Origin of the sequence: Mesorhizobium sp. M0410, from assembly GCF_040321435.1 — a bacterium.
GTDB lineage: Bacteria > Pseudomonadota > Alphaproteobacteria > Rhizobiales > Rhizobiaceae > Mesorhizobium.
On record NZ_JAMYRN010000004.1, the window covers coordinates 100,695 to 113,508 of the forward strand.

10 protein-coding genes are annotated in these 12,814 nt (G+C 61.9%); 7 read left to right on the forward strand and 3 right to left on the reverse strand.

Translation table 11 applies throughout. From position 1 onward, the window contains the following. Positions 1-14 precede the first annotated feature (14 nt). Both NKI63_RS06490 and NKI63_RS06495 read left to right on the forward strand, forming a co-directional pair. Positions 15-554: a hypothetical protein gene (locus tag NKI63_RS06490; protein ID WP_352506536.1), complete on the forward strand. Its 540-nt coding sequence runs from the start codon at positions 15-17 to the stop codon at positions 552-554. A 28-nt stretch (positions 555-582) separates the two neighbouring features. Next, the gene (locus NKI63_RS06495) at positions 583-1,002 is read left to right on the forward strand and encodes an MAPEG family protein (protein WP_352649936.1); all 420 of its coding nucleotides are present in this window, start codon (positions 583-585) and stop codon (positions 1,000-1,002) included. A 12-nt stretch (positions 1,003-1,014) separates the two neighbouring features. Here the strand turns inward: NKI63_RS06495 and rnd are convergent, their stop codons facing one another. Beyond that, on the reverse strand, positions 1,015-2,166 hold the full coding sequence (rnd, locus tag NKI63_RS06500) for a ribonuclease D (protein ID WP_254817521.1): 1,152 nt from the start codon (positions 2,164-2,166) through the stop codon (positions 1,015-1,017). 73 nt (positions 2,167-2,239) lie between these two features. Then, positions 2,240-3,487, reverse strand: coding sequence for an MFS transporter (locus NKI63_RS06505; protein WP_352649937.1), 1,248 nt, complete (start codon positions 3,485-3,487; stop codon positions 2,240-2,242). Between the two features lie 255 nt (positions 3,488-3,742). Between NKI63_RS06505 and NKI63_RS06510 the strand changes: the two genes are divergently transcribed. The 4 genes from NKI63_RS06510 (at position 3,743) to aspS (ending at position 8,801) form a co-directional block, all read left to right on the forward strand. Further along, complete coding sequence (locus NKI63_RS06510; RefSeq protein ID WP_352820777.1) at positions 3,743-5,011, forward strand: ABC transporter substrate-binding protein; 1,269 nt, start codon at positions 3,743-3,745, stop codon at positions 5,009-5,011. Between the two features lie 68 nt (positions 5,012-5,079). Beyond that, positions 5,080-5,952 carry a carbohydrate ABC transporter permease gene (locus NKI63_RS06515; RefSeq protein WP_352820969.1) on the forward strand — a complete coding sequence of 291 codons (873 nt, stop codon included), beginning with the start codon at positions 5,080-5,082 and terminating at the stop codon, positions 5,950-5,952. 19 nt (positions 5,953-5,971) lie between these two features. After that, positions 5,972-6,796: a carbohydrate ABC transporter permease gene (locus NKI63_RS06520; protein ID WP_352820779.1), complete on the forward strand. Its 825-nt coding sequence runs from the start codon at positions 5,972-5,974 to the stop codon at positions 6,794-6,796. 214 nt (positions 6,797-7,010) lie between these two features. After that, positions 7,011-8,801, forward strand: coding sequence for an aspartate--tRNA ligase (aspS, locus tag NKI63_RS06525; protein ID WP_352820971.1), 1,791 nt, complete (start codon positions 7,011-7,013; stop codon positions 8,799-8,801). An 80-nt stretch (positions 8,802-8,881) separates the two neighbouring features. On the opposite strand, the gene NKI63_RS06530 is transcribed toward aspS, so the two are convergent. After that, positions 8,882-10,075 carry an aq_1923 C-terminal domain gene (locus tag NKI63_RS06530; RefSeq protein ID WP_352820780.1) on the reverse strand — a complete coding sequence of 398 codons (1,194 nt, stop codon included), beginning with the start codon at positions 10,073-10,075 and terminating at the stop codon, positions 8,882-8,884. Between the two features lie 369 nt (positions 10,076-10,444). On the opposite strand from NKI63_RS06530, the gene parC reads away from it, so the two are divergent. Next, positions 10,445-12,697: a DNA topoisomerase IV subunit A gene (parC, locus tag NKI63_RS06535; RefSeq protein ID WP_352506530.1), complete on the forward strand. Its 2,253-nt coding sequence runs from the start codon at positions 10,445-10,447 to the stop codon at positions 12,695-12,697. Positions 12,698-12,814: the final 117 nt, after the last annotated feature.

Sequence of the window (12,814 nt, forward strand, 5' to 3'; positions counted from 1 at the left end):
GCAATCTGGCGGCAATGATCCTGCGGCTGTCGCGCCACGCGGCCGCACTCAGTGTCGCCACAGTGGCGGTTTTCATCATCATGACGGCGATGGAGTTCCTCTATTTTCGCCGATTGAGCGGCGGTCTGCCGTCGCTCGACATGCGCTATGCCGGTTTCACCCCGGATGAGGGCATGGCCTGGCTAACGGCTCTCGGCCGGCGCGGCAGCGAGATTATCCTCGTCTGGCATTACCTGACCTTCGACCTGCTGTTTCCGGCGCTGCTGTCGCTGACGATGGTCAGCCTGATCCTGGCCACGGGCCGGCGGCTGAAGAATTTCCATGCACTGCCTGCGCAAACGCAGGCGGCATTTGCAGCTGTGCTGGTGCTGCCGTACACGCTTGCCGACTATGCCCAGAACATCGCCGTGGCTCGTCTTTTGTCCGATTTTCTGTCGGCCAATCCGGATTCGCTATCCTTCGCCTCGGCGCTGATCGTCACCAAATTCGCCCTGCTGGCGATACCAGTGACCGTCATTGCGGCTTTCATTCTGATGGCTCAGAAACGGCCTTGAAGGCTGGGTGACAACGACAGGGGGCGTCTTGAACCAGACCGCGATCTTCTGGCCGATGCTGGCGCAGGTGCTGCTGGTCTATATCGTCTATGTCGTAATGGGCCGGCGCCGCCATGGCGCGGTCAGATCGGGCGAAGCCAAGACCGGCCAGTTCAAGACGCGCTCGACGGAGCCTGGGTCCAGTATCACCGTCGCCAACAATCTGAGCAACCAGTTCGAACTGCCGGTGCTTTTCTACGTCTTATGCTTGACGCTGCACGTGACCAATGGCGTCAATTATCTGACTTTGACACTGATGTGGATCTTTGTCGTCTCCCGCTATCTTCACGCATCGGTCCACTTGACCAGCAATCGGCTAATCCTGCGCAGCAGGGCATTCTACCTGGGCGCGGTCGTTCTCGCACTTGGCTGGATATGGCTGGCGCTGCATCTGCTCGGCTTAGTCTGAGCAAGCTCAAGGCTACAAATCGAACACCGCGATCTTGCGCTTGTCGAACCTGATGGCGAGTTCGCCGCGCACCAGCTTGAGCGCGGCCTCGCCGAAAACGGCACGCCGCCAGCCTTGCAATGCCGGCACGTCGGCTTCCTCGCCCTCGGCAGCGATGCGGTCGATGTCGTCACTGGAGGCGAGTACCTTCGAGGCGACGCCTTCCCTTTCGGCAACGATCCGCAGCAGCACCTTCAGCAACTCCGCCGCGGCGCTCGACCCCTCCGGCGGCTGGAAGCTCTTCGGCAGCTTCGGCATTTCTTCCCTGGGCAGGGCAAGGGCAGCGTTGACTGCGCCAAGCAATGCCGTCGCCGTCGAAGAGCGTTCCCAGCCCTTCGGCGTGGTACGCAGCTTGCTCAGCGCCGCAGCGTCGCGCGGCGCCTGCTGCGCCACTTCGTAGATCGCATCGTCCTTGAGCACCCGGCCGCGCGGCACGTCGCGCTCGCGCGCTTCGCGTTCGCGCCAGGCGGCCACCGCCTGCACGATCGCCAGTTCCTGCGGCTTGCGCAGCCGCATTTTGAGCCGCTTCCAGGCATCCTCGGGATGCGGATCGTAGGTCTCGCGCGAGGTCAGCACGTCCATCTCCTCGTTCAGCCAGTGGGCGCGGTTTTCCCGCACCAGCTCGGCGCTGAGATGCTTGTAGACCTCGATCAGGTGGGTGACGTCGGCGAGCGCGTAGTCGAGCTGCTTTTCGGACAGCGGACGGTGGCGCCAGTCGGTGAAGCGCGAGGACTTGTCGAGCCGCGCGCCGGTGATGCGCTGCACCAGCTGGTCGTAGGAAACGCTGTCGCCGAAGCCGCAGACCATCGCCGCGACCTGGGTGTCGAACACCGGATGCGGCACCAGATCGCCGAGATGTACGATGATTTCGATGTCCTGCCGCGCCGCATGAAAGACTTTGACGATCGCCTCGTTAGCCATCAGCCTGAAGAACGGTTTCAGGTCGATGTCGGGCGACAGCGGATCGATCAGCGCCGTCACCCCGGGCGCTGCCATCTGGATCAGGCACAGGATCGGCCAGAAGGTCGTTTCGCGAATGAATTCGGTATCGACGGTGACGAATTCCGCCTTTTCGAAAGCGGCAATAGCGGTCTCGAGTTCTTTCTGGGTGGTGATGACGTGCATCAAATCGCTTTTGGCAAGGGATAGGGTCTCTTTCAATTTCAGCCGCGCGCGCTTTCGTCAAGCGCAAGCACCTCTATCCAGGCTTTGCGGGTTCATCGGGATCGGCATTCCGCTTCGCCAACCGGGCAAAAACCGTCGACGTGCGCAACAGCGCCGTAAAACGGCTGCGATGGGTGGCCGGCACGGCAGAGCGCGCCTGCATCCGGTAAAGGATGACGGCCACGAAGATCGCATAGACGGTGGCGCTGAACACGAACAGCGCGCTCGGCCCGAAAAATTGCATCACCGTCGACGCGGCGAACGGGCCGCCGATGGCGCCGAAGGAATAAAACAGCATCAAGGCAGCGTTGATCAGCACGAACTCGCCCTTGTCGGCGCGGTCGTTGGAATGCGCCGCCGACAGCGAATATAGCGGCATGGCGAAGCAGCCGAAGATGAAGACGAGCAGGAAGTTGAGGAACGGGCTGCCGCCTGCTACGAACGCCAGGGCCAGTGCCGCCACCATCGCACAGCACGTCGTCATCAGCAGCACCGAACGCCGGTCCCAGCGGTCGGAGAGATAGCCGAGCGGGTATTGGATGATAGCGCCGCCGAAAATGCCGACGCTGACGAAGGTGACGACGTCGGCGACAGACATGCCGATCTGCTCGGCATAGACCGGCGACAGGGTTCGGAAGGCGCTGTTTGTGACGCCGACGGCGATACAGCCGAAGCAGCCGAGCGGCGAGATCCGCCAGACGCGCGCCAAATCGAGCTTGACCTCTTCGGGCGGGGCAGGATTGGAACGGTCGCCGAGCGACACCGGCACCAGCGAGAGCGTGATCATGATCGACATGATGGCGAAGATGGCAAAGCCGCCGGCGCCGAAGATCGGGATCAGGAACTGGGCGCCCGTCACCGAGCCGATGTCGACCATCCGGTAGATGGCAAGCACCCGCGCCCGGTCGGTGTTGGTGACGCCGGAATTCAGCCAGGCTTCCATGATTGTGAACAAGCCGGCAAAGCAGAACCCGCCGGCAAAGCGCACGGCGCACCACATCACCGGATCGATGACCAGCACCAGAAGCAGCGTCCCCGCCGAGGCGATCGCCGCCAGTGCCGAAAAGGCGCGCACATGGCCGACGGACTTCATGATGCGGGTAACGGCAAGGCAGCCAAGCAAAAAGCCGGCGAAATAGAACGTGCCCATCAGGCCAATCGACGAAGCGGGAAAACCCTCCTGCGCACCACGCAGCGCAATCAACGTGCTCTGCAGGCCGTTGCCGCCGAGCAGGATGCCGGCGGCGATCAGGAGGGGGATCAGCGGGCGGATGGAAGACATGAAGGAAAGCCTGTCGTTGACCCCTTCTTGAACCATCGCCTTCGCCAATGCCAGCGGCAATTCCCGGCGGCGTTGGGGCCAGCCGGGGGCTGCCGCGTGGCGCGGACCCTCCGTGTTGGAACCAAGGCGTATCTTTGTAGTTCAGTGCTGGTGGGCGAATACGCGTCTTGTGAGCTGCCGGTGTGCGGAGACGGTGTTGGGCATCGATGTGGTTTCTGCTGCCCGGCCTGAAGCTCCAAAGGGAGGTCCGCCATCATGAAATTTCATTCCGCATTTGCGGCATTTGCCGTGGCCGCAGTTCTGGCGGCGGGGCCGGCGCGGGCTGTCGACCTCGCCATGGTGTCCGGAGATACCGGCAACGGCCAGAGAATCCTTCGCGAGATCCTCGATCAATACGAGAAGAAGACTGGCAACAAGGTTAGCGTCGTTCCGCTGCCTCCCTCGGCGACGGACCAGTTTGGCCAATACCGGCTCTGGCTTGCCGCCGGAAGCAGCGACGTCGACGTCTATCAAACGGACATCATCTGGGCCCCCCAGCTTGCAAGGCAGTTCATCGACCTGACCGAAGCGACCAAGGATGTCGTTGGCGCCCATTTCCCATCGATCATCAAATCGCAGACCGTGGACGGTAAGCTCGTCGCCTTGCCGATATTCACCGACGCTCCGGCGCTCTACTACCGCAAGGATCTTCTCGACAAATACGGCGCCAGGGTCCCGGCCAGCTGGGCCGAGCTTGCCGACACCGCCAAGCTTGTCATGGACAAGGAGCGCGACGCCGGCAACAAGGACATGTGGGGCTTCGTTTTCCAGGGCAACGCCTATGAGGGGCTGACCTGCGATGCACTCGAATGGGTGAAGTCGAACGGCGGCGGCCAGATTATCGAGCCGGATGGCACGATCTCCATCAACAATCCGCAAGCAGTTGCGGCGCTGGAAATGGCGAGGAGCTGGGTGGGAACCATCTCGCCCCCCGGCGTTCTGGCCTATCAGGAAGAAGAGTCGCGCGGAGTCTGGCAGACCGGCAACGCCGTCTTCATGCGCAACTGGCCCTACGCCTACGCGCTGGGCAACAGCGAAAGCTCCCCCATCAAAGGCAAGTTCGAGGTGACCACGCTGCCGCCGGGGTCGGGCGAGGGCGCCCGCCCGTCAGCAACGCTTGGCGGCTGGAATCTCGCGGTTTCCAAATATTCGAAGAACCCGGATGCAGCGATCGGGCTGGTCAAATGGATCGCCTCGCCTCAGATGCAGAAGTACCGCGCCTTGAAGGGGGCATATCTGCCGACCATCCAGGCACTCTATGACGATGCCGACATCGCCAGCGCCCAGCCGGTGATTCCGCGCTGGAAGGAAGTCGTCCTCAACGCGGTGCCGCGTCCCTCGGCCCAAGCCAAGAGCAGGTACAATGAGGCATCGAGCGAGTTCTGGACCGCCGTCCACAACACCATTTCCGGCGAGGGCACAGCCGCCGACAACCTTGCCGATCTGGAGTTCTCCTTGACCAGGCTCAAAGGCACCGCCTGGTGATCTCGCCGCGTTCAGGCTCGCTGCTGGCGCGTCAGCGTACGCGCTCAGCATGGCTGCTGCTTGCCCCGATGCTCATCGTGCTCGCCGCCGTTGCCGGCTGGCCGTTGATGCGCACGATCTATTTCGGCTTCACCGATGCCTCGCTCGCCGACCTCGAAGCCCGCCGCTGGGTTGGCTTCGCCAACTATTTCTCCGTCGTGCAAATGCCGAGCGGCCGCGTCATCTACGACGGGCTGCTCGCCGATCCGGTCTGGTGGCGCGCCGTCTGGAACACCGTGCGCTTCGCGGTGATTTCGGTGACCTGCGAGACGGTGCTCGGCATGATCGTCGCGCTGGTGCTCAACACCAGGTTTCGCGGCCGCGGCATCGTGCGCGCCGCGATTCTAATCCCTTGGGCCATCCCGACGATTGTGTCGGCTAAGATGTGGCAGTGGATGCTCAACGACCAGTTCGGCATCATCAACGACGTCCTGCTCAAGCTCGGCCTGATCAGCACAAAAATCGCCTGGACGGCCAGCGCCGACACGGCGATGGTCGCCGTCCTCGTTGTCGATATCTGGAAAGCGACCCCCTTCATGGCGCTTCTCATTCTCGCCGGCCTCCAGATGCTTCCACAAGAAATCTACGAGGTCGCCAAGCTCGACGGCGTCGGCGCGTGGAGAGTTTTCTGGAGGATCACCTTGCCGCTCATCCGACCGGCGTTGATGGTGGCCATGATCTTTCGCGGTCTCGATGCCCTGCGCATCTTCGATCTGATCTACGTGCTTACGCCAAACAACATACACACCAAGTCGATGTCGGTGTTTGCCCGCGAGAGCCTGTTTGAGTTCGACAAGTTTGCCTACGGTTCCGCCGCCTCGACGTTGCTCTTCCTTATCCTCGCTCTGCTGACCATGCTCGTTCTTTGGCTCGGCCGGATAAGACTGGACAAGGACTATTGATCATGGGGGACCACTGACCATGTGGATCGTCAAGCGCACGGCTTTCTACCTCCTCGTCGCCGTTATCGTCGTCGTCGCGGTGTTCCCGTTCTACTATGCCATCATTACCAGCCTGAAATCGGGGACGGCGCTCTTCCAGATCGACTATTGGCCGACGGCGATTACCTTTAGCAACTACAGGACCGTGTTCACCGAGGGGACCTTTTTGCGCAATCTCGTGAACTCGCTGTTCATCTCGAGCGCCGTCGTCTTCATTTCGCTGTTCCTCGGCATCACCGCTGCCTATGCGCTGGCGCGCATCCGCTTCAGAGGCCGTTCGGCGCTGCTCCTCATCATCCTGTCCGTCTCGATGTTCCCGCAATTGGCGGTGCTTGCCGGGCTTTTCGAGCTAATCCGCATCTTCGGCCTCTACAATTCGCCGTTCGCGCTGATCTTGTCCTACATGATCTTCACCTTGCCGTTCACCGTCTGGGTGCTCACCGCCTTCGTTCGCGACCTGCCGATCGAACTGGAGGAAGCGGCGATCCTCGATGGCGCCACGCCCTGGATCATCATCAGCCGCGTCTTCCTGCCGCTGATGTGGCCGGCGCTGGCGACCACCGGGCTCCTCGCCTTCATCGGCGCTTGGAACGAGTTCCTGTTCGCCCTGACGTTTACCTCCAGCAACGAGCAGCGAACCGTGCCGGTGGCGATAGCGCTGCTCTCCGGCAGCTCGCAGTTCGAGATCCCGTGGGGCAACATCATGGCCGCATCGGTGATCGTCACCGTGCCGCTCGTCATCCTTGTCCTGATCTTCCAGCGCAAGATCATCTCCGGCCTCACGGCGGGCGGGGTGAAGGGGTGAGTGCATAGTTGAACTGCCGGCACAGAGCAGCGAACTCAGATTGACGCCTCTGGCATAAATTGATGCCGGTGGGATAGGGGCGGGAAGAACGCGAACTCGACCCAGCCGCCGCTTGCCTTGACAAATGCACCCTCTCATGTGCTTTTCGCGCAAATTTTCAGGCTGGGCCATCATGCCTCGGCCGCAACCCAACATCCGGACTTTAAGAATGACAATGCATCGTTACCGCAGCCATACCTGTGCCCAGTTGAGGAAGGTCGATGTCGGCTCGACCGTTCGCCTGTCGGGTTGGGTGCATCGCGTGCGCGACCATGGCGGACTGCTGTTCATCGATTTGCGCGACCATTACGGTCTGACCCAGATCGTTGCCGATCCGGATTCGCCTGCCTTCAAGATCGCGGAGACCTTGCGTGGCGAATGGGTCGTCCGCGTCGACGGCGAGGTCAAGGCGCGCCTCGCCGACACCGTGAACCCCAATTTGCCGACCGGCGAGATCGAGATTTTCGCGCGCGAGATCGAAGTGCTGTCGGCGGCCAGGGAATTGCCGCTGCCGGTCTTCGGCGAGCCGGACTATCCGGAGGACATCCGCCTCAAATACCGCTTCCTCGACCTGCGCCGCGACACGCTGCACAAGAACATCGTGGCGCGGACGAAAATCATCGCCGAGATGCGCAAGCTGATGGGCCAGGTCGGCTTCACGGAATTCTCGACGCCGATCCTGACCGCCTCGTCGCCGGAAGGGGCGCGCGACTTTCTGGTGCCGTCGCGCATCCACCCCGGCACTTTTTATGCGCTGCCGCAGGCACCGCAGATATATAAGCAGCTGATCATGGTGTCCGGCTTCGACCGCTACTTCCAGATTGCGCCCTGCTTCCGCGACGAGGACCCGCGCGCCGACCGTCTGCCGGGTGAATTCTACCAGCTCGACGTGGAGATGAGCTTCGTCGAGCAGGAGGATGTGTTCACCACCATGGAGCCGGTGATGCGGGGGGTGTTCGAGACCTTTGCCGCCGGCAAGCCAGTGACGGAGAAGTTTCCGCGCATCGCCTATGATGTCGCCATGCGCAAATACGGCACCGACAAGCCGGACCTGCGCAACCCGATCGAGATGCAGGCCGTCTCGGGTCATTTTCGCGACTCTGGCTTCAAGGTATTTGCCAACATCCTTGCCAACGATCCGAAGGCCGAGGTCTGGGCCATTCCGGCCAAGACCGGCGGGTCTCGCGCCTTCTGCGACCGCATGAACTCATGGGCGCAAGGCGAGGGCCAGCCCGGCCTCGGCTACATCTTCTGGCGCAAGGAGGGCGAGAAGCTTGAAGGCGCCGGGCCGCTGGCCAAGAACATCGGCGAGGAGCGCACCGACGCGATCCGACAACAACTCGGCCTTGCCGATGGCGATGCCGCCTTCTTCGTCGCCGGCGATCCGAAGAAGTTCGTCTCCTTCGCGGGAGCGGCGCGCACCCGCGCCGGCGAGGAGCTCAATCTTGTCGACCGCGACCGCTTCGAATTGTGCTGGATCGTCGACTTCCCGTTCTTCGAATGGAACGAGGAGGAGAAGAAGATCGATTTCGCGCACAATCCTTTCTCGATGCCGCAAGGCGGCATCGATGCGCTTAACGGCGAGGATCTGCTCGGCATCAAGGCGTTCCAGTACGACATGGTCTGTAACGGTTTCGAGATCGCCTCCGGCGGCATCCGCAACCATCTGCCCGAAACCATGGTCAAGGCGTTCGAAACCGTCGGGCTGGACCGCGCGACAGTCGAGGAGCGCTTCGGCGGCCTTTATCGCGCCTTCCAGTATGGCGCGCCGCCGCATGGCGGCATGGCGGCCGGCATCGACCGCGTCGTCATGCTTCTGGTCGGCGCGAGGAACCTGCGCGAAGTGACCATGTTCCCGATGAACCAGCAGGCCTACGACCTGTTGATGAGCGCGCCGTCGGAAGCCAGCCCGCAGCAGCTTCGCGAATTGTCGCTGCGCGTGGTGGCGACGAAGAAAGAGGTTTAGAAAACGCTCCGAACCGGTGCTGTTGATTCATAAAAAAGCCCGGCAGCGCTGCCGGGCTTTTTGCTTGAAGCCTGTCTCGGTCAGTCTTGGTTTGCCGTAACCGTCACGCCGAGCGTTTTCGGCAGGTCGAGCGGGTTGGACATGGCGCCCGCCATGATCAGCGCGAACGGCACCGCTGCCGGCGGCTCGGCCGAGACCTCGATGCTTTGCGGATCGTCGAGGAACTTGTTGACCGCGGCCGAAACCTGCGCGGTCAGTTCCGGATTGTTGAGCTGCGCCATGCCGAAGGGCACGATCGCCTTGGCCTGGTTGGCAATGTCCTTGCCGGACATGCCTTGCTGCTTGCCGGCATAATCGAGCACCTTTTTGGTCAGCGAATCATCATCGAAGCGGATCGAGGCGCTGTTGAACGAAAGCTGCTGCAGCAGCCCGAGCATGGCCATGCCTTGCGCCGAATTGTCGGCGCCTTCGGGCTGCGCCGCCATCTTCTTCTGCATCTCCTGCAGTGATTTGATGACGTCCAGCGTGTAGCCGCCGAGATCGAAGGTCATGCCGAGCGTGCCGGCATTGTCGACCGATATTTCGTATTTCGACAAGTCCATCCTGCCGTCGGTAGGCTGCCAGGTGCCTTCCATCTCAAGATTGCCCGATATGTTCTGGTAGCCGAGCGCGTTGATGACTTCCTTGGACTTCGGATCTTCGACCAGTGTCAGGTCGGCAGTGAATTTTTCCGTGGTGCCGGAAAACGCCAAGGCCTTGCCGTCGGCCGGCGGCGTGATTGCGATGGCAAGCCCGTCCATCGAGAAAGCGGTCTTGTCGGCCACCTTGACGGTCATGTTGTCGAGCTCGGCCGATTTGTAAATCATCAGCGAGCCCAGCGGGCCGCTTGCGCCTTCGGCCGGAACCGTCATGTCGTGGATGACGAAGGGGCTGAGATTGAGCGTGACGCCATCCTCGCTATGTTCGAACGGCGACGTCGACACGGTCGCGATTTGATAGCCACCATTGGCTTCGGTCACCCCTTCGAGCTTGACGTCGCCGATCTTGAGCGCCTCCTTTTCGGCCGCCGGTTTGACCGCCACGCCTTGCAGAACCATGCTGGAGGTGTCGCCGGTTACTCCGGTCCAGGAGAGGTCGACACCCTGGGCGGCGAGGGCAGCCTTCAGCCGGTCGGCGACCGCGGTATCCTGCGCGAATGCCGCATTCAGCGGCAGCGTCAGCAAAAAGGTCGAAAAAGCCAGTCTTTTAATAAGTGTCGAGTGCCTGATCGTCATCGAGAGCTCCCCTGAGAGTGTCCTGAAATTCTTTTCAAATCGTCGCGTCGTCACCATTCGGCGACGAACTGGACCGGAAAAAGGCGGGCCTCGGCACAATGATCGAAAATCGCGGCTAAAGGCAAACCCGATCCATCAGGCTTGCGATAGAAGCAGGATGTAACGGGTTGATGTTGGCCGGCGTCGCGACGCTCCCAATTCCCGTTGCATAATGGATGTCGCGCAAAGTGTGCAGCGGTTTTGCGATGACGACATGCATCAAAACAAGGACCTAAAGCGTCGCATGAGGCCGGTCGAACGCGACGCGCTTTAGGAGGAGGCATACTGGTGCCTCTTGCCGCGAATCACCCGCTCGGCTAGTGCCAGCCCATGGGAAAAAGGCTTTTGCCGCCCGAGAGTGGCGGCGGCGACAATATCGAGCCGGTCGATCTGAAGAAGGCGCTGGAAGAGCGCTATCTCGCCTACGCGCTGTCGACCATCATGCATCGGGCGCTGCCGGACGTGCGCGACGGATTGAAGCCGGTGCATCGTCGCATCATGCATGCTATGCGCTTGTTGCGGCTCAACCCCGACCAGGGTTTTGCCAAATGCGCCCGCATCGTCGGCGAGGTGATGGGCAAATTCCATCCGCATGGCGACCAGTCGATCTACGACGCGTTGGTGCGGTTGGCGCAGGATTTTTCGATGCGCTACCCGCTGGTCGACGGGCAGGGTAATTTTGGCAATATCGACGGCGATAACGCCGCCGCCATGCGCTACACCGAAGCGCGCATGACCGAAGTGTCGACGCTGCTTTTGGAAGGCATCACCGAGGATGCGGTCGATTTCCGCCCGACCTACAACGAGGAAGACGAGGAGCCGGCGGTGCTGCCCGGCGCCTTCCCGAATCTGCTTGCCAACGGCTCGTCCGGCATTGCCGTCGGTATGGCGACCTCGATTCCGCCGCACAATGCGGCCGAGCTTTGCGACGCCGCGCTTCACCTGATCGATCATCCGGATGCGCCCGTCACCAAGCTGATGGACTTCGTCCAGGGGCCGGATTTCCCGACCGGCGGCATCATCGTCGACAGTCGAGCCTCGATCCTCGAAGCCTACGAAACGGGTCGCGGTGGCTTTCGCGTCAGGGCGAAATGGAGCCAGGAGGATCAGGGCAGGGGCACCTGGAACATTGTCGTCACCGAAATTCCCTATGGCGTCCAGAAGGCCAGGCTGATCGAAAAGATCGCCGAGCTCTTGATGGCACGCAAGCTGCCGCTGCTCGAGGATATCCGCGACGAGAGCGCCGAGGACATCCGCGTCGTGCTGGTGCCGAAGAGCCGCTCGGTCGATCCCGGCATCATGATGGAATCGCTGTTCAAGCTGACCGAGCTCGAAAGCCGCTTTCCGCTCAACATGAACGTGTTGTCGCGCGGCAAGGTGCCGAACGTGCTGTCGCTGAAAGGTGTGCTCAAGGAATGGCTGGAGCACCGCCGCGACGTCTTGATCCGCCGCTCCAAGCACCGCCTCGGCGAGATCGAGAGGCGGCTGGAGATCCTCGCCGGCTATTTGATTGCCTACCTCAACATCGACGAGGTGATCAGGATCATCCGCGAGGAGGACGAGCCCAAGCAAGTGATGATGGCCCGCTGGTCACTCACCGACACCCAGGCTGAAGCCATCCTCAACATGCGTCTGAGGGCGCTGCGCAAGCTCGAGGAATTCGAAATCCGCGAGGAATTCAATGGTCTGACCGGCGAGAAGAAGCAGATCGAGGCACTGCTTGCGTCCGACGCCAAGCAGTGGGCGACGATCAAGTGGGAAGTCGCCAATGTTCGCCAGAAATACGGGCCCGAGACCGACATCGGCAAACGCCGCACCGAGTTCGCCGACGCACCCGAGCATGACCTGACCGATATCGCCCATGCCATGATCGAGCGCGAGCCGGTCACTGTGGTCGTTTCGGAAAAGGGCTGGCTGAGGGCCATGAAAGGTCATCTGACCGACCATTCGGCCCTGACCTTCAAGGAAGGCGACAGCCTCAAGCTCGCCTTCCATGCCCAGACCACCGACAAGGTGCTGGTCTTCACCACCGGCGGCAAGTTCTACACGATCGGCGCCGACCGGCTGCCCGGCGGGCGTGGCCATGGTGAGCCGATCCGCATCATCGTCGACATGGACAACGACCAGGATATCGTCACCGCCTTCGTCCATGATCCCAAGCGCAAGCTGCTGCTGGTGTCGCATGACGGCAACGGTTTCATCGTGCCGGAAGAAGAAGTCGTCGCCAACACCCGCAAGGGCAAGCAGGTGATGAACGTCAAGGCGCCAGACGAAGCCCAGCGCTGCGTGAGCGTCGCGGGCGACCATCTCGCCATCGTCGGCGAGAACCGCAAGATGCTGGTGTTCCCGCTGGCCGAGATCCCGGAGATGGGGCGCGGCAAGGGCGTGCGCCTGCAGAAGTACAAGGACGGCGGCGTCCTCGACCTCAAGACCTTCACGCTCGCAAGCGGCCTGTCCTGGCAGGATTCGGCAGACCGCACCTTTACCAAATCGCGTGACGAGCTTGCCGAATGGATTGGCGCCCGCGCCTCGGCCGGCCGCATGGTGCCGAAGGGGTTCCCGCGCACGGGGAAGTTCGGGTGAAGCGGTATCTCCCCCCTTGAGGGGGAGATGTCGCCGAAGGCGACAGAGGGGGTCGGAACGTCCAGACACGACCCTTATCGCAGACGGAGGGGACTGGCGCCTCACGTATCGCAGACA

Bases quoted from the DNA above. Each gene is read 5' to 3' on its own strand.
- NKI63_RS06510 (WP_352820777.1), top strand. From the start codon at position 3,743: ATGAAATTTCATTCCGCATTTGCGGCATTTGCCGTGGCCGCAGTTCTG.
- rnd (WP_254817521.1), bottom strand. From the start codon at position 2,166: ATGCACGTCATCACCACCCAGAAAGAACTCGAGACCGCTATTGCCGCT.
- NKI63_RS06490 (WP_352506536.1), top strand. From the start codon at position 15: ATGATCCTGCGGCTGTCGCGCCACGCGGCCGCACTCAGTGTCGCCACA.
- NKI63_RS06530 (WP_352820780.1), bottom strand. From the start codon at position 10,075: ATGACGATCAGGCACTCGACACTTATTAAAAGACTGGCTTTTTCGACC.
- NKI63_RS06520 (WP_352820779.1), top strand. From the start codon at position 5,972: ATGTGGATCGTCAAGCGCACGGCTTTCTACCTCCTCGTCGCCGTTATC.
- NKI63_RS06515 (WP_352820969.1), top strand. From the start codon at position 5,080: ATGCTCATCGTGCTCGCCGCCGTTGCCGGCTGGCCGTTGATGCGCACG.
- parC (WP_352506530.1), top strand. From the start codon at position 10,445: ATGGGAAAAAGGCTTTTGCCGCCCGAGAGTGGCGGCGGCGACAATATC.
- NKI63_RS06505 (WP_352649937.1), bottom strand. From the start codon at position 3,487: ATGTCTTCCATCCGCCCGCTGATCCCCCTCCTGATCGCCGCCGGCATC.
- aspS (WP_352820971.1), top strand. From the start codon at position 7,011: ATGCATCGTTACCGCAGCCATACCTGTGCCCAGTTGAGGAAGGTCGAT.